The sequence below is a fragment of the Henriciella marina genome (genome assembly GCF_027213945.1).
GTDB lineage: Bacteria > Pseudomonadota > Alphaproteobacteria > Caulobacterales > Hyphomonadaceae > Henriciella > Henriciella marina_A.
The window spans coordinates 189,395-209,423 of the sequence record NZ_JAPWGW010000002.1; the positions used below are offsets into that span (position 1 = coordinate 189,395).

Sequence of the window (20,029 nt, forward strand, 5' to 3'; positions counted from 1 at the left end):
CTAGCTTCGCGGCGCGAACTGCTCTCTCAGGGCTGGCTTCAGGATCTTGCCGTTGGCATTGCGCGGCAGAGGCTCATCCTGGAAGCGGATTTCGACCGGCACCTTGAAGGCAGCCAGCTGGCTGGCGACGTGAGCGCGAAGTTCGTCCTGCGTCACCGATTTGCCGGGCTTCAGCTGGACCACCGCGCCAACTTCCTCGCCGAGCACCTTGTGCGGAATGCCGACCACAGAAGCATCCATCACAGCCGGGTGATCGTACAGGGCGTTCTCGACCTCGATACAGTAAATGTTCTCTCCGCCGCGGATCAGCATGTCCTTGGCGCGGTCAACGAGGAAAAGGAAGCCGTCTTCATCGAGACGGGCAAGGTCTCCAGTCACCACCCATCCATCCTTGAATGTCTCAGCCGTCGCGTCCGGGCGGTTCCAGTATCCCTTGCAGTTTGCCGGGCTCTTACACCAAAGCTCGCCGACCTCACCGGGGGGCAGAATTTCGCCTTCCGGGCTGACGACTTTCAGCTCCACTGCTTTGGGTGGAGCGCCCGCACTCGTTGGGCGGTGGACGTAGTCTTCGCCGATATTGAGCGTAGCGGTCGCACAGGTCTCGGTCATGCCCCAGCCATTGCCAGGCATCGCTTCAGGGAAGCGTTTCTTGATCGTTGCGACGAGCTCTGGCGCAGAGGGCGCGCCGCCGTAGGACACGGCAACGATCGAGGAGAGATCATACTGGTCGCGGTCCGGGTGCTCGAGCACCTGCCATGCGATAGCAGGCACGCCGCCAATGGTAGAGATCTTCTCAGCTTCAATGATCGGCAGCGCCTTGCCAGCATCCCACTTGTACATGCTGACGATCTTATCACCGCGCAGCAGTGTGGGAATGAGAACGGCGAATGAGCCGGTCGCGTGGAAGAACGGAATGGAGAGAAGCGTGGCGCGCTGTTCGTTCGGATCGGGCTCTGGAGGCTGCTCACCACGGCGCAGGAACATGCGTGCCTGACACGTCATGGAGTTGAGGAAATTCGAGATAACCGCACGGTGCGTTGCGAGCGCGCCCTTTGGCTTACCCGTCGTACCGGAGGTGTACATGATGGTCGCGTCGTCATCCGGACCGAGATCGATGTCTGGCAGCCCCTTATCCTTGAGATCTGCCCAGCTATTCGGCTCACCGATAAAGCTCTCGAAATTGTGGACACGCGGATCGTTGCGCTCTTCCTCGGTTTCGCGCGCGATGATGACGGCTTCCAGATCGGACAGGCCGGACATGTGTTCGCGCATCCGCTCAAAAATTTGCGGGTCAACGACCGCGACTTTCACCCCGGCATTCTGCAGCCCGTATTCCAGTTCTTCACCCGTCCACCAGGAATTCATCGGTGTGGCGATCGCGCCGATGCTCAGCGCCGCGAAGAAAGCCACCGGCCATTGCGGATAGTTGCGCATCACGATGGCGACGCGGTCGCCCTTCTGAACATTGAACTCAGTTTTCAGGACATGGGCAAAATGGCTGACGGCGCGCCAGTGAGCATCGTACGTCACGCGCTCATTCTCATAGACGAGGAAGGTGCGTTCGCCGTGCGCCCGCGAAGCTTCTGCAAGAAAGCGGAGCGTCGGTGGCGCTTCTGGATAGTAGCGCATGGTGACACCATTGATCTCGCCTTCTGCAACAGCAAGCGGCGTACCTGGCTGGGCAAGCATTTCGTTCGCCTGCGCAATGGACATTGCAGGCCAGGCGGGTGCGGCATCAGCGGCCATGACGTAACTCCCTCATAGTTTTGATAGGTTGCGCGCACTCAATCACGAGCGCGCCAAGCATGGAAGTGGGACCTGTCGAAAGCAGGGACAAATCCGTCAGAAATCAGCTTTGGTGCGGTTCAGGACGACGCGGCAGGCGTGGACGCTGCAGGTGATGCAACCGGACACCAGTCGAGATCGGACAGGTGGGCGGTATTCTCACCGAGTTGCCACCTCCCTGCACCGGCAGATGTGCTGCGGCAGAGGTAGCCACCCGCTTCGAGCAGTCCCGCATCGAACGGGTCCGGTGCCAGCCCGGAATTGCGATAGCGGTCTGCCGCCTCGGCGACTTCGGACACCGCGACCTTGTCGTCAAACCATTGCGGCAGGGTCTGAAGACCTGCGAGGCGTGCCCGTGAAAGCTGGAGCTTGGCCTCCGCAATGCGGATCATGGACGAGGTATCAGGAATGGAACGCACAGGCGTTGCGCCATCTTCCGGCACGACGGTTGCCTGTAGCGCCGCAGCTTGCTGGAGGTCCTGAATAGCATTCGGAAGCTCGATTGCGTTTTCAGTGCGCAGACGGCCCCGCTCATACAGGACGCGAGAACGCTGCGCTGAAGACAGCGTCTGCGTTTCAAGCATCGAGCTGAGATCCTGAATGCCCGCATAAGGGTGCCAGGCGGAGGTCGCGCGCGACACCGCCGTCTGGAACGCCGATGGCTGCATGTTCACTTCTTGGGGAACTGTTTCACAGCCAACCAGCATGAAAGCGCCGATTGCGGCAAGCACTAGTGATCTCATTGTTGTCCTCATGGAAAACCGATTTGCGGCGACCATATCCCCAGCCGCCATTATGGCAAACGGGCTAACCAAAAACTTAGGCAGAAAATCGGCGGCGCATCAGGCGCTTGCGAAACGCTCAATTTCGCGCATGTCGCCGCGCCCAAGGGCGTCAATGGCGCGGGTCGCAATGCTTTGCGCATCGAGGCCAGCCTGCGCGTACATGATCTCTGGCTTATCCTGATCCTGGAAGATGTCCGGCAGGTGAAGGGTGCGAACCTTGAGGCCGTTATCGAAGGCGTTCGTCTCTGCGAGGTGATGCAGCACAAATGCGCCGAAACCGCCGCGTGAGCCCTCTTCCACAGTCAGCAGAACCTCATGGTCCCTGGCGAGGCGGTTCACGAGTTCTTCGTCCAGAGGCTTGGCAAAGCGTGCATCCGCGACCGTGCAGGAAAGCCCCTGCGCCGCGAGCATCTCTGCCGCCTTCCGACATTCCTGCAGGCGTGCACCGAAGGACAGCAAGGCAATCGTGGAGCCTTCGCGCACAATGCGGCCCTTGCCGATTTCGAGCGCTGTCGGCTGGGCAGGAAGCTCAATGCCGACGCCATTGCCGCGCGGATAGCGGAAGGCGCTCGGCCGATCGTCAATCTCCACAGCCGTGCGTACCATGTTCACCAGTTCGGCTTCATCGGCCGCGGCCATACAGACCATGCCCGGCAGAGCGCCAAGGAAACCGATATCGAAGCTGCCAGCATGGGTTGGGCCATCGGCGCCGACGAGACCGGCCCGGTCAATCGCGAAACGGACAGGAAGGCGCTGGATCGCCACATCGTGTACGACCTGGTCATAGCCGCGCTGGAGGAAGGTCGAGTAAATCGCCGCGAAGGGCTTCATACCGTCGGCGGCAAGACCGGCGGCGAAGGTCACAGCGTGCTGTTCGGCGATACCGACATCGAACATACGCTCAGGGAATTCCTGTTCGAACAGGTCCATGCCCGTCCCGCCCGGCATGGCGGCCGTAATACCGACAATCTTGGCGTCGCGGCGGGCTTCTTCGATCAAGGCCTTTGCGAAAACCTTGGTGTAGGCGGGCGGTCCGCCGGCAGATTTCTGCTGTTCGCCCGTGACGACGTTGAACTTCGCCACGCCGTGATACTTGTCCGCAGAGTTCTCGGCTGGCTCATACCCCTTGCCTTTCTGCGTCACGACATGAAGCAGGACCGGGCCGGTTTCCATGGCCTTGCAGTTCTCGAGCACTGGCAGGAGCACGTCGAGGTCATGGCCGTCGATCGGGCCGACATAGTAGAAGCCAAGCTCCTCGAACATGGTGCCGCCCATGGCGAAGCCGCGAAGGTATTCCTCGGCCTTGCGGGCCTGGCTTTCAAGACCGATTGGCTTGGCGATGGATTTGGCGAATTTGCGCAGGCCCCGGTAGGAGCGCGAGGAGACGAGCTTCGACAGATAATGGCTCATCGCGCCGACGGGCGGGGCGATGGACATGTCATTGTCGTTCAGGATGACGAGCATGTCGCTCAGGTCAGAGCCTGCATTGTTCATCGCCTCATAGGCCATACCCGCAGACATGGCGCCGTCACCGATGACGCAGACGACCTTGTTGTCTCTTTCCTGCAGGTCGCGGGATTTTGCGAAACCTAGACCTGCCGAAATCGAGGTGGAGGCATGAGCTGCGCCGAACGGGTCGTACTCACTTTCGTCGCGCTTGGTGAATCCTGAAAGACCGCCGCCCTGACGAAGTGTGCGGATGCGATCCTTGCGCCCGGTCAGGATCTTGTGCGGATAGCACTGGTGGCCAACGTCGAAGATGAGCTTGTCAGACGGCGTGTCGAAAATGGCATGGATCGCCAGCGTCAATTCAACCACGCCAAGGCCCGCTCCAAGGTGGCCACCCGTGCCAGACACCGCGTCGATCACTTCTGCACGCAGTTCGTCGGCGAGCTGTTTGAGATCTTCGCGCGAGCGGGACTTCAGATCAGCCGGAGTGTTGATCGTGTCGAGAAGGCGGGTTTTCGCAGGCAAGCTCATGCAGCCGGGTCCTTTCAACGGACAGTCTTTTTTGCGTTCAGACGGTTCTTAACGTGTCCTGTCCAGAACATAATCAACCGAATGCAGCAGGATATTGGCGCGACCACGGAAAAAATCGAGGTGCTGACGAGCCTGTGCTGCAAGAAGATTGATACGTTCGCGCGCACCCTCAATCCCCAGAATGGTCACAAAGTTAGCCTTGCCGGCCGCTTCATCGCTGCGCAGCGTCTTGCCGACAACATTCTGATCGCCCGTCGCATCAAGGAGGTCGTCTGCAATCTGGTAGGCCAGACCAAGGTCCTGCGCGAACCCGGCAAGGGCATGCTTGGCATTGGCACTCGCACCGCCGACGATTGCGCCCGCTTCGACCGAATAGGAGATGAGTGCGCCAGTCTTCAGTCGCTGCATGCGTGTGATGGTATTGAGGTCGCGTGGGCTGGCTTCCTCCAGCATATCGATCATCTGGCCGCCAACCATGCCGGTTGCGCCGGACGCGTCAGCAAGACGCTCAATCAGGTGCAGGCGGACAGCCGGGTCGCTATGCGTCTCGTCGCTGGCGAGAATCTTGAAAGCGAGCGTCAGCAGCGCGTCGCCAGCGAGGACAGCGGTCGCTTCGTCAAAGGCCTTATGGACGGTCGGCTGACCACGGCGGAGGTCATCATCATCCATGCAGGGCAGATCATCGTGCACCAGCGAATAGGTATGGACACATTCGAGCGCTGCGGCTGTCCGCAAAAGGGCTTTGTGGTCAGCATCAAAGAGCGCCCCCGTCTCGATGACGTAGAAGGGACGCATCCGCTTCCCATTCGCGAGGGCGGCGTGACGCATCGCCCGCATCAGGTCAGCCTCTGGCCCTTGCGCGGGCGGGATGAGCTGATCCAGCGCGACCGTTACCTTGTCGGCGATTTCGGTCAGGCGCGTCTCGAACTCCATAAAGCGGTTCCTTACTCGAAGCTTGCGCTTTCGGTTGTGGGTTTGCCGTCCGGCCCCTGGACGATCTGCTCAATCTTGAGCTCAGCCGCTTTCAGCCGGGCCTCGCAATGCGATTTTAGTTTCGAGCCACGCTCATAAATTTCGATGGATTTCTCAAGCTCAACTTCGCCGCCTTCGAGCTGACGAACAATCGTCTCGAGCTCCCGAAGGGCCTGTTCGAAGCTCATTTTTTCGATGTCAGTCACTGTCTGATCGCTCATAAGAGCTATTCCTCATACGTGTTGAGCAGCCGCACCCTAAGCAGGCGCTGGCCGCATCACAATGGTGCGGGATCAAGATTTCCCGCGATATTCGTAGATGCGGTAGCTCCAGTATTTGTCGCCACCATCGCGCACGCAGACCCAGCCGATTCGCGCCATTGCCGGCCTCAGCATGCGATTGAACCAGCCATGAGCGGCCAGGTAGACTTTCCCGTCGGCCGAGGCCTCGTGCAGGTGCTGGGCAGCCTTGTTCGCGCGCTCACGAGCCTGACGGTTACTCTCGCCATCGAGGCTGTGGCCATAAAGCCAGGCGGTGCGCGCGATCACGTTCCAGGTCTTGGGAAGGTATTTGCGATTGCGCAGGCGCGGGGGTGGAAGCGGCGCTTCGACAAAGACCGGGAAAGTCTCTGGCTCGCGGCCCGTCGCCAGCCTGGCCGTTTCGACCGCGCGCGGCGCAGTCGAGCTGAGGACGATGTCGGCGTCGGCAACGGCCTCTTTGAGGTTCTCTGGCGCTTGCTGACCTTCGGCGAGACTGCCAATTTCGTAGCGATCCCACCAGTCACGGTATTGTCGCCAGTCCAGTCGCGGTCCCGCCGTCCTGTCCAAAGCTGGACGGCCGTGACGGGAAACGATGATCGGCCCGCGCGCTGTCTTGTCTTTTTCGCGCCTGGCTGCACTCATTATACTTCATCCCAAATCGAAAGCGGACGCGAGCCTTCCATGACTCGCGCAACCGGCTCAACAGATGAAGCGCTTAACGGGACGCAGTACCGTCGGCAAGATCAAGAGCTGCCGCAGTCCGCCGAAGGGAATTTCCGATCCCGATGAGACGACCCGTGGGTTTGATCTCACTGATACAAACCTGATCGAGGCGGCGGCGAGCAGATTTCATGACATCAGACAGGCGGCCATCCAGCGTCTGCTCACCTGTCCGCCAGGCGTAGCCGAGAACGCGGTCCGGTCGGATAGCGAGCGCCTTGCTGCGCACGACACCTGATCCGACGGGCAGCTGGAAGTTGGAATAATGGCGCTTGTAGTGATCAAGGCCCGGCCCGGCATCATAGATTTTCGGACCGTCGCGGTTCGCCATCTCTTCAAGCATGTGCTGAACAACGAAGTTGCCGGGTGAATACTGCGCATAGTCGGCTTCGTAGGCAGTGATCCAGCCATGCACCACGTTGCGCGACTGAAGAACCAGCTCACTAGCCGCGTGCTGTCCGTCCAGATGAAGGCTGACAAGCCTCAATCGGAATCTCTCATCCTTCTGGTGGCGAAGGGCATCGAGTAATTGCTGGGCCCATCCCGTGCCGAGCACATCGTGGCGGCCGGTGCGGCGGAACTGCTCTCGCTTCAGGAAGATCAGCCGGCTGAACGTGTCGTCGCACTGATCGTCATAGCGGAATTCGACTTCGGAGAAGTCCCGCTCCATATTGCGTGCAAGACGGCGCATCTTCTTGAAGTGCTTTGGCCAGCGTTCGCCCTGGTTTCCCATGAAGCCGTCCCAGCCGCCGCTGACGTCACTCATGTTAGCGCCGGCGACGGTGAGTCTCCCCTCGCTTTCGGCGTCCTGTGGGAGCCAGCCGAAGCTCGACATTCCGAGTACGCCGATCCCGCGAAGGAAAGCGTGTGCGGTAAGATCCGTGTCTGCTGACAGGACGGGCCCGTGCCAGTCGGAAAACGGACCGCCGATTGGACGCGCCCAGGCGCCGGGGCGCCGGTGAATGGGCCAGATGCCGACCAGCTCATCACCTTCAAATGCGAGCCCAAGACGCGCATCGGGCCGGACGCCAGCAACAAGCCGTGCATAGTCCGGGTCGAAAAATGGGTCATCATAGCGCCGGCGCGCATCGCGCAGCGCGTGGAATTGCGACCAGATGTCTTCGGTCACACTCTCAAAACGCAAGAGACGAAAGCGGATCTTTTCCATGCCGCACCTTCAAGCAGATACGGATTAGGATTTTGCAAACATTGCGCCAGAATTCGGGCGTAAGGAGTAAGGTCTAGAGTCCTCTCCAGAGGCGCTTTTTCATACACGGGTCCGCATCGGCGCGTGCGCAGGAGTAGGTCGACAGGAGGACAGTATCCGCGCGGCCGATCAGGTTCTCAGCTGGAACAAAGCCGACAGAGGCGCGCTCTGCAGACACGCCGGGCGCAAGTTCACATCCAGCTTCATCAATAACACCATCTTCGCCAACCGGGCAGTGACCCGTGATGGAGCGCCCATCCTCGGAATTGTCACGATTGTCACCAATGAAGAGGTAGTGCCCCTCCGGAATGTCGAAGACAGGTGTATTGTCGAGACTGCGAACCTGGCTTGGTCCCTGCTGCCACTGGTGGCTCAGCCAGGACTTGTCGCCAATCGTCTCGCGGTACTCACGGGCCGTTTCAGTGCCCCGAAAATCATGCGGACGGTAAGTTACACTGCGCATGAACTCACGATCAATCGGCTCACCATTCAGGTAAAGCTGCTCATTGACCATCTGCACCCGGTCACCCGGCAGGCCGATGATACGCTTGATCATCACCCGGTCAGTGTGTGGATGCATGAAGACGGCAACGTCGCCGCGGTCCGGCTGGCCACCGAGCACCCTGCCCTCGCCCTGCGGGATCAGTCGCCAGGCACCCCAGGGCAGGCTGTAACGGCTATAGCCATAAGCAAACTTGTTGACGGCCACGCGGTCACCAACCTGGAGGTTCGGCACCATGCTTTCGGACGGAATGACGCGCTGTTCGTAGATCAGGAACGAGAAGACGTAGAACGCCGGAATGAAGATGAGCAGCGTGACCGCCCATTCCCGAAGTTCGTGCAGCACTTTCTGCTTAAGCGTCCGGTTGTCCTCGGGCTCTGATTCAGTCATGTCGGATGAAGTGCTCATGACAGGCTGATGGAGACCCCTTGCAGCGGGCGCTGTGAGCGTCCGGCTTCGAAAACAATTACTTGCCGGGTACCGCAAAGGTTCCGAACGGTCATGGCTTTGAGCACAGACGGGGCCGCGGTCAAGTAGATCATTGGCCGCTTCTGCGATTCTTCATGACATGTGTCCGGTCTGCTTCGCAGAGAGTTTACACTGCGCGATACCAGTCCACGCCGTCCCCGTCCCGTTCAACGACAGCCTTTCCTGCGGCGATGAGATAGTTGAGATGAGCCATCGCTTCACCCGTCGCGAGGGAGAGCGATTCCTCCCCGATCTTGCGTCCGAAGAGTGCAGGAAAGGTATCGACAACACGCCTTGGGTTCTCGCCAAGGCGCTGAGCGAGACGTTTCAGACCCACTTCGTGACCGCGGATGAGATGATCGAGCCTTTTATGGGCGCCGCGGAAGGGTGTATTGTGGGCCGGCAGAACCAGAACGTCGTCACTGACTGTCGCCTTCAACTTGTTACAGCTCTGCAGCCAGTCCTTGAGTGGATTGGCCTTCGGCTCCGTCGGATGAACGGAGACGTTGGAAGAAATACGCGGCAGCAACTGGTCGCCGGAAATGATGACATTCTCAGCCTTGCAGTAAAGACAGACATGTTCGGGTGAATGACCATTCCCAGTCACAATTTGCCAGTCGCGTCCGCCAAGCCTGATTATCTCGCCGTCGACGAGGCGCCGGTACGCATCCGGCATCTGGCTGACGCCTTTGCCAAAACGCCCGAACCGGCTGCGATAGGTCTCGACCTGCGCCTCATCCCAGCCTGCAGCGACATAGAAATCGGTCCCGGCAGCCGGGGCTTCGCGACCTGTGTCAGCAACGAGCATCCGGCAGGAAATATACTCAAGCTGGCTCATCCAGAGTTCGGCGCCGGGAAATTTGCGGGTGAGCCACCCAGCATTGCCAACATGGTCCGGGTGCATATGGGTGACGATGACGCGCCAGACTGGCCGGCCGCCGAGACAGGTCTCGAAAATCTTGCGCCAGGCCTCCTTGGTTTCAGGCAGGGGCATGCCCGTGTCGACAATGGTCCAGCCGCGCTCGCCATCATCAATGAGCCAGAGGTTTATCCATTCCAGCGAAAAGGGCAGGCGCATGCGAACCCAGTGAAGACCAGGAATGATCTCTGTCGTTTCGCCCTGTTCGGGCACGTTTTCATCGAAGGGGTATGTCAGGCCGGGCCTTGCCGGCGTTTTCGTTTCTAAGCCATCCATACTGGTAATGGTGACACGCGAGTCACCCTTCACCAATCCATGACCGCGCGGAAGACCCTATCATTTCTGCTAGCAGGCGATCACGTTCACAGCGAGGCCACCCGTGCTGGTTTCCTTGTACTTATTGGACATGTCATTGCCCGTCTGGCGCATCGTTTCGATGACCTGATCAAGGCTGACCTTGTGATGCCCGGTGCCCTGCAGCGCGAGTCTCGCAGCGTTGGCGGCCTTCACCGCGCCAAAGGCATTACGTTCGATGCATGGGATCTGGACGAGTCCTCCAACCGGGTCGCAAGTCAAGCCGAGATTGTGCTCCATGCCGATCTCGGCCGCCACGCAAACGGTTTCAGCGTCAGCGCCCCAGACTGCGGCAAGACCGCCAGCCGCCATGGAACAGGCAACGCCAACCTCTCCCTGACAGCCCATTTCTGCGCCGGAGATCGAGGCGCGTTGCTTGTAGAGAAGACCGATACCGCCGGCCGTCAGAAGGAACCGCCGCGCTTTGGGGAGGTCCAGTTTATCGTCGTCACAGCAATAGTGGCGCATCACAGACGGCAATATGCCCGCCGCGCCATTGGTCGGCGACGTCACAACACGCCCGCCTGCAGCGTTTTCCTCATTCACGGCCATGGCATAGACATTGAGCCAGTCGAACAGCTGCTCGCGTTCATTTGAGCCCGGGTTTTCGACCAGGCGCCGGTGAAGGTCAGGCGCGCGGCGCTTCACATCGAGACCGCCTGGAAGCGTACCCTCGGACTTCAGGCCATTGCGGATGCACTCCATCATGGTCTGTGCAATTTTATCGAGCCTTTTCTGTGTCTTGTCGCGCGCTCTTCGCGCGTCTTCATTATGCAGGACAAGCTCATCCACACGCCAGCCATGCGTTTTGCAGAGGCCGATCAGCTCTTCGGCAGAGTGGAACGGATAAGGCGCACCGCGCGCGCTAGCGACCATGTCGCCGCTGGTTGGTTTCTCCAGCTGCTTGCGGGACGCGATGAAGCCCCCGCCGGTCGAGTAGTACTCACGCGAATAAGGCTTTGCGTCTTCTGCGCCGAAGACTGTGAGCACCATGCCGTTGGGGTGCAGGTCCGGTACGATATCCGTGCAGAATTTGAGATCTTTCAGCGGATTGAAATCAATCTGCGGGCCACCTTCGAGGCGAATGGTCTTGGCCTGGACGATCTCACGGAAGCGCGATTCGGCTTCGACGGGGTCCGCCGTCTCTGGCTGCATGCCTTCAAGCCCGAGCATCACGGCCTTGTCGGTCCCATGCCCGACACCTGTAAGCGCCAGGGAGCCTTGAAGCGACACCTCGACCCGCACCGCGCCCTCCAGTTTCCCTGCCCTATCTGCCTCCTGCAGGAAGCGGCGCGCAATGCGCATCGGACCTACAGTGTGAGAGCTTGAGGGGCCAAGCCCGATACGAAAAAGGTCAAGAACTGACAGCATGAAGAATACGTCCGATGCGCGAAAAAACGAAACGCCTACCGGGCTATAACCTGCTTGCCTTTGCGGCAAGACCGACGCAGGCTGGCGCACACATGGCCCGACAGAGGCTGACCCGGGAGGAAATTCGATGACCATGATGACACGCCGCCGCCTTCTGGCAGGTGGCACAACGCTCGCCGCCTTTCTGCCATTCGCGAAGGCCTGTGCTCCAGCAACTGTCATGGCGGCCGGCGCCGGGTCGGCAGATCTCGACGGTGTAGCCATGGCGCAGATGATCGCGCGCGGCGAGACGACCTCCCTCCAGTTGACCGAAGCGGCAATTGCCCGCGCCGAGGCGGTGAACCCGTCCATAAATGCTCTTGCGACCAAGACGTATGACCTCGCCCGCTCGCGGGCTGCAGCGGCACCTGCTGGTTCGTTCGGCGGTGTACCAACAGCCATCAAGGATCTTGTGAACTGGAAAGGCGCCCCGACCATGTATGGCAGCCGCGCCTTTCGCGGAAATCTGGCTGAAGACGATTCGCTTTTCGCCGCGCGCTGGCGGGAGGTGGGGGTCGTCTCAATCGGTAAATCAACAACGCCTGAGATGGGTCTTATCTCGTCGACCGAGCCACTGGTGACCGGGCCTACACGAAATCCATGGGACCTCTCGCGTATACCGGGCGGTTCGTCAGGTGGGGCCGCTGCGCTTACCGCGGCTCGGGTCGTTCCGTTTGCGCATGCAAGCGATGGCGGCGGCTCCATCCGCATTCCTGCGGCATGTTGCGGCCTGTTTGGCTTAAAGCCCTCACGCGGAGCTCTTGCGTCCCCTCAGAGCAATGCGCCTGTCGATCTTAGCGTCAATCACGCTGTGACGCTCACCGTACGTGATAGCGCAGCACTGTTTGCCGCTGCCGAAACGGGCGACACCTTGCCCAAGATCGGTGACATCAAGGGGCCGTCGTCCCGCCGATTGAAGATCGCATTTGCGCCTGAGCCGGGAACAGATGCTTCGCTGGATCCTGAAGTCCGCGCCGCGACCGAGCAGGCTGCCAAGCTATGCCGGGAACTTGGCCACGAGGTGATCGAGTGGGCATTGCCCGTCGATGCGCGGAAGTTCCAGGACCAGTTTATCCTGTTCTGGGCAGCCGGGGCTGCGCAATTCATCCAGGATGCGGCCAGTGTGCTCGGCGCGCCGCCGTCACCTGATACGATTGAGCCGTGGACGCTGGGGCTGGCCAAACTGTTCAGCGAGCGCCAGGGAGAATTCGCCGACGCCGTAGCCGACCTTCAAGCCTTCTCTGACGTTTATGCAAACTGGTTCGACCAGTTTGACGTTCTGCTCTCGCCAACCGTTACCAAGCTGCCGCCAAAGATTGGGGAGCAGGCCCCCGACGGCGACTTCGAAACCGTCATGAAATCGGTCACCGATTACGTTGCCTACACACCTTATATGAACGTTTCCGGCGGCGCTTCGATGAGCGTACCCCTGTTCTGGTCGCAAGGCGGACTTCCGATCGGCACCATGTTTTCCGCCCGGCAGGGCGATGACGGATTGCTTCTGGCGCTCGCGTATGAACTGGAGCAAGCGCAGCCGTGGGTTTCAAGGCGACCGAAGTTGATCGCGACTTGACGGCGAGCCTGTAAGCTGAAAGCGGTGGCCAATGTCCACACCGGAAAAACGCCCCGTATTTCTTGCAGGCTCAGGCAGCGTTGCGGAGATCGTTATTAATGCGCCTTCCAGGCGCAATGCGCTCAGCATGTCCATGTGGGCGGCCCTACCCGTCCTCGTCAGGACGGTAGACGCCGATAGCGCGGCGAAGGCATTGATCATTCACGGCGGCGATGTCGGGCATTTCGCGGCCGGCGTGGATATCTCTGAGTTCGAGACGATCTATTCTGACGAAGCAAGCACGCGTGAGACCACTGCCATCATCTGCGAAGCGATGACTGCGATCGAGAAATGCAGCAAACCTGTCATCGCCGCCATCGACGGGAGTTGCTTTGGCGCCGGGGTTGCGCTGGCGGTCGCCTGCGATATCCGGATTGCGTCGGCTAATGCAGCTTTCGGACTACCTCCAGCGAAACTGGGCATTGTCTACCCGCCGGCCGACCTAAGACGCCTAGTAAAACTGGTCGGACCGTCGAATGCCAAACATATGCTGTTTTCCGCGCGCCGGTTTTCGTCAGCTCAGGCGCTGACACTAGGGCTGGTGAACGAAATCGCTGGCGAGGGCGGCGCACTCGAGGCAGCTCGACAGACAGTCCAGGACATCGCCGCTAACTCCTCCTGGTCTGTGAAAGCGTTGAAGAAGATGGTCAGCGAAATCGCAAGTAATGCGAGCGACGATGAACTTCTTGAATACATGGTTGAAGGCGCTGCCGGTGCAGACTTTCGCGAAGGTTACAGCGCGTTTCTCGAGAAACGCACAGCGGAATTCCCCTCAGGCTAGAATTTTCCGCCGCGAACCTATGCTGCAATGCATTTTTTGACGTCTATGCTTCCCTACAGTGATGCAACAAAACATCACTAGTGAAGTATTTTTGCATAACGCTGAATTCTGCCATTGAGAATTTGCCGCAGCGCGCTTTATGCCTTGCTGCGGTGCGATCTCCAATGACTGTTGGGGTTATCGCCTCGCAAAACACAAAAATAACGATCTGGGAGTCTAAACTTAATGCAACGCAGCAAATTCCTCCTCGCGACCGCGGCTTCTGCCGCAATCCTCGCGCAACTTCCTGCCATCGCTCAGGAAGCTCCTGAAGCAGAACGCGAGTCCGCCGTCGACCGCGTCCTTCAGAAGGTCACCGTCTCGGCAACGAAGAAACAGAACGTTGAGGACGTCCAGGACGTTCCAGTGTCTGTCACCGCGTTCAACGAAGACACGCTCGACGCGCTGAATGTCGCGAACCTCGAAGACCTTTCCTATTCTACGCCAAACGTCTCGCTCGATGACGTTGGTACAGCACGCGGCACGGCGAACTTCGCTATCCGCGGCCTCGGCGTGAACTCGTCGATCCCGTCGATCGACCCAGCCGTTGGCGTGTTCATCGATGGCGTCTATCTCGGTGTGAACAACGGCGTTGTCGTCGACCTGTTCGACCTCGACAGCGTTGAAGTCCTGCGCGGCCCACAAGGCCTCCTGTTCGGCCGCAACACCACCGGTGGTGCGCTGGTCGTCAATACGGGCAACCCGACCGACGAGTTCAGCTACAAGGCACAGGCAACCTTTGACGGCCCGATCGACGATGATCGCGGTGGCCTCAACTCCACCATCCAGGGCACCGTTTCCGGCCCGCTGATCGATGGTGTCCTGAACGGCAAGATCGGTGCTTACTACAACACCGACTCTGGCTACTTCAAAAACCTGAATGACGGCGACAATCACGGCGAAGCACAGGTCGCGATCTATCGCGGCGCGCTCGAGTGGTTCGCTAGCGACCGCCTCACATTCCTCGCGAAGGCTGAGTACACCGACAGCCGCGTCGACGGCCCGTCCGGCCAGAACCGCTCCTACTTCGATCGCGACAGCTTCGACTTCTCGATCAACAGCCCAGGCACCGGCGAAGCCGAAACCATCTTCGCATCGCTGCGCGCTGACTATGATGTCGACTTCGGCAACGGTACGATCACCAACATTCTCGGCTACCGCGAATACGACTCCCTGAGCACCGGTAGCGACATCGACGCAACGCCGTTCACCCTGTTCCACTCAAACGCCGAATTCCTGCAGGAGCAGATCTCCAACGAGCTGCGCTATGCTGGCACGTTCGGTGACGTGGATCTAACCACCGGCGTCTACTACTTCAACCAGACCCTCGACTATACCGAGATCCGCGACCTGCCGACCACGCGCCCGGCGCCTCTTCCCGCGTCCATTCCATGGGCGTTCTATGGCGGCGGCTCGCAGGACCACACCGTCTATGGTGCGTTCGCAAACGTTGACTACTCGATCACGCCTGATCTGATTGCAACAGTCGGCCTTCGTTATTCGAAGGAAGAAAAAGACGCAGACGTGACCTTCATCCGTCCGCGCTTCGCATGCTCTGTCGTTGATGGCACCTGCCCGACCGATGGTTTCAACGCCCTTCTCGGCGCGCTTGGAGCACAGGAGCCGAATGGCTTCTCCGATGGTGATGACTGGTCGAACTGGACCCCGAAAGTTGGCTTGCAATACTTCTGGTCTGACAACTTCCAGACCTATGGCTACTACACCAAGGGCTTCCGTTCCGGTGGCTACAACTTCCGCATCACCGATGTTGGCGTCTTCCTGAACCAGATCGTTCCAGCAACGGGCGGCAATTTCGGCTTTGACGAAGAAGAAGTCGACGCATTTGAAATCGGCTTCAAGTCCGGCAGCGAAGACGGCCGCATCCAGCTTAATGGTGCAGCCTTCCTGACCGAAATCGCCGACATGCAGCGCGAAGTGAACACCGCTGGCCCGTCGGGCGTCGTTCAGAACATCCTGAACACGGCTGATGCGACCATCATCGGTGTTGAAGTCGAAGGCCGCGTTGCCGTGACCGACAACTTCCTGGTCAACTTCAATGCTGGCCTGATCGATGCGAGCTATGACGATGTCCGCTTTGACATCTCTGGCGACACGCAAGTCAACATTCTTGACCAGCGTCTCGACCTGCCGCGCGTGCCTCCGGTCACCTATGGTGTCGGCGCAATCTATGACATCGATCTTGGTGACATGGGCGCCCTGATCAGCCGCGCAAACTATCAGTACCGCGACCGTATCGCCTACACCGATAGCAACTTCGGCTGGATTCAGGATTCCCATCAGCTGTCGGCGAACATCAGCTGGGAAACACCATATGATGGCTTCACCGTTTCGCTCTTTGGTCAGAACCTGCTCGACAGCGTTCAGGCCGGTAACGACACGCAGCTGCCATTCCCTGGCCCGCTATCGAACGGTGTGCAGACCCCTTACCAGCCATTCCCGGGTGGCGGCACGTTCTCGCCGCTCAAGAAGGGCCGTCTGGTTGGTGTCGAGTTCACGCTCCGCCGCTAGTCCGGTAGCACTATAAAATTAGAAGGGCGGCAGAGCGATCTGCCGCCCTTTTTATTTGCGCGTGGGCGACGTCAACCAACAGCTCCACTGTTGTGGTGAACGCGCATGCGTTGCCTCCGCCGCTTTTCGCTTGGCTTTCGCAGGGGCAGCGATGCTTTGGCTTGCCCAAATCAAGCGATGACAAGGGAGAGCCTCAATGAAAGTTGCCAGCCTGAAGAAACCGGGCGGTCTGCAGAATATCCAGATCGAAACCCGCGATGACCCGAAACCCAAGGCCGGCGAAGTGCTGATGCGGGTGAAGGCGAGCTCACTTAACTACCATGATTTCGTTGTCGCGCAGGGCGGCATACCAACGCCTGATGGCCGGGTCCTGATGTCTGATGGCGCCGGCGAAGTGGTCGAAGTCGGTGAAGGGGTCACGCGCTTCAAGAAAGGTGACAGGGTTCTCTCTACCTTCTTCCCTGGCTGGCGCGACGGCCCACCCGAGGTCGACAAGATGCTGGCCGTGCCAGGCGACCGGATCGATGGCTTTTCGGCTGAACTTGTTGCAGCATCGGCAGAAGGTCTGACCCGTATGCCTGAGGGCTGGAGCTTTGCTGAAGCTGCCACCCTGCCCTGCGCAGCGCTGACAGCGTGGCGCGGCCTTATGGTGGAGAACTCCATCCAGCCCGGCGACTGGGTGCTGACGCAGGGTACCGGCGGCGTGTCGATCTTTGCGCTTCAGTTCGCAAAGGCCGCGGGCGCGCGTGTGATCTCGACTTCCTCGTCCCAGGAGAAGCTCGACAAACTGAAAGATCTCGGGGCCGATCATGTGATCAATTACAAGGAAACGCCGGACTGGGGCGCCAAGGCCAAGGAATTAACGGGCGGCCGCGGCGTTGATGAAGTGATCGAGATTGGCGGCCCCGGCACGATGGCCCAGTCGATCGCGGCCTGCCGCATTGGTGGCCACATCTCTCTCATAGGTGTGCTGACGGGTATCTCCGGCGAAGTGCCGACAGCTGCGCTGTTCAGCTCCAATATCACCGTCTCCGGCATCACGGTGGGGTCGCGTCAGTCGCAGGAAGACATGATCGCCGCCATCGAATCATCCGGTATCAAGCCTGTGATCAGCGATCATTTCCCGCTCGAAAAGCTGGCAGACGCATTCGCGCACCAGGCGAGTCAGAAGCATTTCGGGAAGATTGTTGTGGACATCTGATCCAAGGCGGAATTTGCAGTAACACGAGACAGGCCGGCACCCCCGGCCTGTCTTGCTTTAAGCCAACCTATCGATTTTACCTATAGGTAATCATCGCCGTTTTGATTTGTTCGATGCTGCTTGATGGAGTACTGTCCGGTATCAGTTCTACGCACAGGTTAGAAGGAAGGATTCAACCATGGCTGACGACGCCAAGTGTCCAGTAATTCACGGTGAAGAGCGCCACTGGCTCTTCAAGGGCCGCTCCAACAAGGAGTGGTGGCCCAAGCTCCTCAACCTCGACATTCTTCATCAGAGACACCCTGCAGGTGATCCGATGGGTGAAGACTTCGACTATGCCGAAGCCTTCAAGAAGCTCGACCTCAAGCAGGTCAAGCAAGACATCGCGGTCGCGCTGAAGGATTCCAAGGAGTGGTGGCCAGCTGACTATGGTCACTACGGTCCATTCATGATCCGCATGGCCTGGCACTCCGCAGGCACGTATCGCGTCGGCGATGGCCGCGGTGGTTCAGGCACGGGCCAGCAGCGCTTCGCGCCGCTGAACTCCTGGCCAGACAATGGCAATCTCGACAAGGCTCGCCGCCTGCTCTGGCCAATCAAGCAGAAGTATGGTGCCAGCCTTTCCTGGGCTGATCTCATGATCCTCGCCGGCAATGTCGCGCTTGAGGATATGGGCTTCAAGACCTTTGGTTTTGCCGGCGGCCGCAAGGACGTCTTCGAGCCAGAGAAAGATGTCTACTGGGGCACTGAAGAAGAGTGGCTTGCCCCCTCGGACAACCCGAACAGCCGTTACGCTGAGGGCCGCGCGCTCGAAAACCCGCTTGCAGCCGTCCAGATGGGTCTCATCTATGTGAACCCAGAAGGCCCGGACGGTGAGCCCGACCCGATGAAGGCTGCTTTCGACATCCGCGATACCTTCGCCCGCATGGCGATGAATGACGAAGAAACCGTTGCGCTGATCGCCGGCGGCCACACCTTCGGCAAGTGCCACGGGGCAGGCGATGCCTCCCTCGTCGGTTCAGAGCCCGAAGGCTCCGACATCGCAGCCCAAGGCTTTGGCTGGCACAGCACCCACGAGAGCGGCGTTGGTGGCCATGCCATCACCTCCGGTCTGGAAGGCGCCTGGACGCCAACTCCAACCGAATGGAGCATGAACTACTTCCGCATGCTGTTCGAGTATGATTACGAGCTCACCAAGAGCCCGGCGGGTGCCTATCAGTGGGAGCCGAAGAATGTGAAGGAAGAAGACCTTGCCCCGGCAGCTGATGACAGCTCCAAGAAGGTCTCGACCATAATGCTCACGACCGACCTCGCACTCAAGATCGACCCGTCCTATGAGAAAATTTCCCGCCGGTTCTATGAGAACCCGCAGGAATTCGAGGACGCGTTTGCGCGCGCCTGGTTCAAGCTCACCCACCGCGACATGGGTCCGAAGACCCGCTATCTCGGCGAAGAAGCCCCACAGGAAGACCTCCTCTGGCAGGATCCGATCCCGCCAGTCGATCACGACCTCGTCGATGCGTCCGACATCAAGTCGCTGAAGGAGAAAATCCTTTCTTCCGGTCTTTCGATTTCCGAGCTTGTGTCAGCTGCATGGGCCTCCGCGGCTTCCTTCCGCGGTTCGGACATGCGCGGCGGTGCCAATGGTGCGCGCGTGCGTCTCGAACCAGCCAAGAACTGGGAAGCAAACAACCCAGAGCAGCTCGCCAAGGTCCTTGCCAAGCTGGAAGAGATCAAATCTGGTTTCGACTCCGGTTCGAAGAAAGTCTCCATGGCCGACCTGATCGTGCTCGGCGGTTGCGCCGCAGTCGAGAAGGCAGCCAAGGATGCAGGCCATGATGTCGACGTGCCATTCACCCCGGGCCGCACGGATGCGACCCAGGAAATGACGGATGTTGAATCTTATGCCTTCCTTGAGCCGAAAGCAGACGGCTTCCGCAACTTCGTGAAGCCTGACTATCTTGTGCCGGCCGAGGAACTCCTCGTTGACCGCGCCCAGCTTCTGACCCTCAGCGCGCCGGAAATGACGGTTCTGGTCGGCGGTATGCGTGTTCTCGGCACGAACTCCGACGGCAAGCCGCATGGGGTGCTTACCAAGCGCGTCGGTCAGCTGACGAATGACTTCTTCGTCAACCTGCTGGAGATGGAAACGGCCTGGAAAGCCTCTGAAGAGAACGAGCACCTCTATGAAGGGCATGACCGCGCTAGCGGCGACCTGAAATGGACGGCAAGCCGGGCTGACCTGGTCTTCGGGTCCAACTCGCAGCTTCGCGCAATCGCCGAAGTCTATGCCGAGAATGGCCACGAGAAGAAGTTCGTGAATGACTTCGTGAAGGCCTGGAACAAGGTGATGATGCTCGACCGTTTCGACGTCAACTAGTCGGCTTTTCAGCGATAGAAACCAGAACGCGCCCCGGTTCCGGCCGGGGCGCTTTTTCGTTGGGTCAACCAATTAAATCGAGCCGGACGCCTCGCCTTCCGCTCACCCGCGCACTAGCATCATGA

15 protein-coding genes are annotated in these 20,029 nt (G+C 59.6%); 5 read left to right on the forward strand and 10 right to left on the reverse strand.

Annotated elements, in window-relative coordinates:
• The 10 genes from O4G74_RS07345 to O4G74_RS07390 form a co-directional block, all read right to left on the reverse strand.
• Entirely contained in the window at positions 1-1,746 is a 1,746-nt protein-coding gene (locus O4G74_RS07345) for a class I adenylate-forming enzyme family protein (protein WP_269401988.1), read from the reverse strand.
• A gap of 119 nt (positions 1,747-1,865) precedes the next feature.
• Complete coding sequence (locus tag O4G74_RS07350; RefSeq protein WP_269401989.1) at positions 1,866-2,528, reverse strand: hypothetical protein; 663 nt, start codon at positions 2,526-2,528, stop codon at positions 1,866-1,868.
• 99 nt (positions 2,529-2,627) lie between these two features.
• A complete protein-coding gene (gene dxs, locus O4G74_RS07355; RefSeq protein WP_419715374.1) occupies positions 2,628-4,544 on the reverse strand; it encodes a 1-deoxy-D-xylulose-5-phosphate synthase in 1,917 nt (638 codons plus the stop codon).
• Between the two features lie 54 nt (positions 4,545-4,598).
• The gene (locus O4G74_RS07360) at positions 4,599-5,483 is read right to left on the reverse strand and encodes a polyprenyl synthetase family protein (protein WP_269401991.1); all 885 of its coding nucleotides are present in this window, start codon (positions 5,481-5,483) and stop codon (positions 4,599-4,601) included.
• 11 nt (positions 5,484-5,494) lie between these two features.
• Entirely contained in the window at positions 5,495-5,743 is a 249-nt protein-coding gene (locus tag O4G74_RS07365; protein ID WP_119380822.1) for an exodeoxyribonuclease VII small subunit, read from the reverse strand.
• Positions 5,744-5,815: 72 nt separating this feature from the next.
• Entirely contained in the window at positions 5,816-6,424 is a 609-nt protein-coding gene (locus O4G74_RS07370) for a histidine phosphatase family protein (protein ID WP_269401992.1), read from the reverse strand.
• A 73-nt stretch (positions 6,425-6,497) separates the two neighbouring features.
• A complete protein-coding gene (locus O4G74_RS07375; protein ID WP_269401993.1) occupies positions 6,498-7,670 on the reverse strand; it encodes a GNAT family N-acetyltransferase in 1,173 nt (390 codons plus the stop codon).
• A 73-nt stretch (positions 7,671-7,743) separates the two neighbouring features.
• The gene (gene lepB / locus O4G74_RS07380) at positions 7,744-8,601 is read right to left on the reverse strand and encodes a signal peptidase I (RefSeq protein WP_269401994.1); all 858 of its coding nucleotides are present in this window, start codon (positions 8,599-8,601) and stop codon (positions 7,744-7,746) included.
• A 205-nt stretch (positions 8,602-8,806) separates the two neighbouring features.
• Positions 8,807-9,874 (reverse strand): MBL fold metallo-hydrolase, encoded by a 1,068-nt coding sequence (locus O4G74_RS07385; protein ID WP_269401995.1) that lies wholly within the window; start codon positions 9,872-9,874, stop codon positions 8,807-8,809.
• Between the two features lie 69 nt (positions 9,875-9,943).
• A complete protein-coding gene (locus O4G74_RS07390) occupies positions 9,944-11,323 on the reverse strand; it encodes an L-serine ammonia-lyase (protein ID WP_269401996.1) in 1,380 nt (459 codons plus the stop codon).
• Positions 11,324-11,450: 127 nt separating this feature from the next.
• On the opposite strand from O4G74_RS07390, the gene O4G74_RS07395 reads away from it, so the two are divergent.
• The 5 genes from O4G74_RS07395 (at position 11,451) to katG (ending at position 19,904) form a co-directional block, all read left to right on the forward strand.
• Positions 11,451-12,935: an amidase gene (locus O4G74_RS07395; protein WP_269401997.1), complete on the forward strand. Its 1,485-nt coding sequence runs from the start codon at positions 11,451-11,453 to the stop codon at positions 12,933-12,935.
• A 31-nt stretch (positions 12,936-12,966) separates the two neighbouring features.
• Complete coding sequence (locus O4G74_RS07400; protein WP_269401998.1) at positions 12,967-13,755, forward strand: enoyl-CoA hydratase/isomerase family protein; 789 nt, start codon at positions 12,967-12,969, stop codon at positions 13,753-13,755.
• 225 nt (positions 13,756-13,980) lie between these two features.
• Positions 13,981-16,323 (forward strand): TonB-dependent receptor, encoded by a 2,343-nt coding sequence (locus tag O4G74_RS07405; RefSeq protein ID WP_269401999.1) that lies wholly within the window; start codon positions 13,981-13,983, stop codon positions 16,321-16,323.
• A 196-nt stretch (positions 16,324-16,519) separates the two neighbouring features.
• Positions 16,520-17,524, forward strand: a complete 1,005-nt coding sequence (locus O4G74_RS07410; protein ID WP_269402000.1) for a zinc-dependent alcohol dehydrogenase family protein — start codon at positions 16,520-16,522, stop codon at positions 17,522-17,524.
• A 178-nt stretch (positions 17,525-17,702) separates the two neighbouring features.
• The gene (gene katG / locus O4G74_RS07415; RefSeq protein ID WP_269402001.1) at positions 17,703-19,904 is read left to right on the forward strand and encodes a catalase/peroxidase HPI; all 2,202 of its coding nucleotides are present in this window, start codon (positions 17,703-17,705) and stop codon (positions 19,902-19,904) included.
• Positions 19,905-20,029 lie beyond the last annotated feature (125 nt).

Bases quoted from the DNA above. Each gene is read 5' to 3' on its own strand.
- O4G74_RS07370 (WP_269401992.1), bottom strand. From the start codon at position 6,424: ATGAGTGCAGCCAGGCGCGAAAAAGACAAGACAGCGCGCGGGCCGATC.
- lepB (WP_269401994.1), bottom strand. From the start codon at position 8,601: ATGACTGAATCAGAGCCCGAGGACAACCGGACGCTTAAGCAGAAAGTG.
- O4G74_RS07345 (WP_269401988.1), bottom strand. From the start codon at position 1,746: ATGGCCGCTGATGCCGCACCCGCCTGGCCTGCAATGTCCATTGCGCAG.
- O4G74_RS07350 (WP_269401989.1), bottom strand. From the start codon at position 2,528: ATGAGATCACTAGTGCTTGCCGCAATCGGCGCTTTCATGCTGGTTGGC.
- O4G74_RS07365 (WP_119380822.1), bottom strand. From the start codon at position 5,743: ATGAGCGATCAGACAGTGACTGACATCGAAAAAATGAGCTTCGAACAG.
- O4G74_RS07375 (WP_269401993.1), bottom strand. From the start codon at position 7,670: ATGGAAAAGATCCGCTTTCGTCTCTTGCGTTTTGAGAGTGTGACCGAA.
- O4G74_RS07410 (WP_269402000.1), top strand. From the start codon at position 16,520: ATGAAAGTTGCCAGCCTGAAGAAACCGGGCGGTCTGCAGAATATCCAG.
- O4G74_RS07360 (WP_269401991.1), bottom strand. From the start codon at position 5,483: ATGGAGTTCGAGACGCGCCTGACCGAAATCGCCGACAAGGTAACGGTC.
- O4G74_RS07400 (WP_269401998.1), top strand. From the start codon at position 12,967: ATGTCCACACCGGAAAAACGCCCCGTATTTCTTGCAGGCTCAGGCAGC.
- O4G74_RS07405 (WP_269401999.1), top strand. From the start codon at position 13,981: ATGCAACGCAGCAAATTCCTCCTCGCGACCGCGGCTTCTGCCGCAATC.
- katG (WP_269402001.1), top strand. From the start codon at position 17,703: ATGGCTGACGACGCCAAGTGTCCAGTAATTCACGGTGAAGAGCGCCAC.
- O4G74_RS07395 (WP_269401997.1), top strand. From the start codon at position 11,451: ATGACCATGATGACACGCCGCCGCCTTCTGGCAGGTGGCACAACGCTC.
- O4G74_RS07385 (WP_269401995.1), bottom strand. From the start codon at position 9,874: ATGGATGGCTTAGAAACGAAAACGCCGGCAAGGCCCGGCCTGACATAC.
- O4G74_RS07390 (WP_269401996.1), bottom strand. From the start codon at position 11,323: ATGCTGTCAGTTCTTGACCTTTTTCGTATCGGGCTTGGCCCCTCAAGC.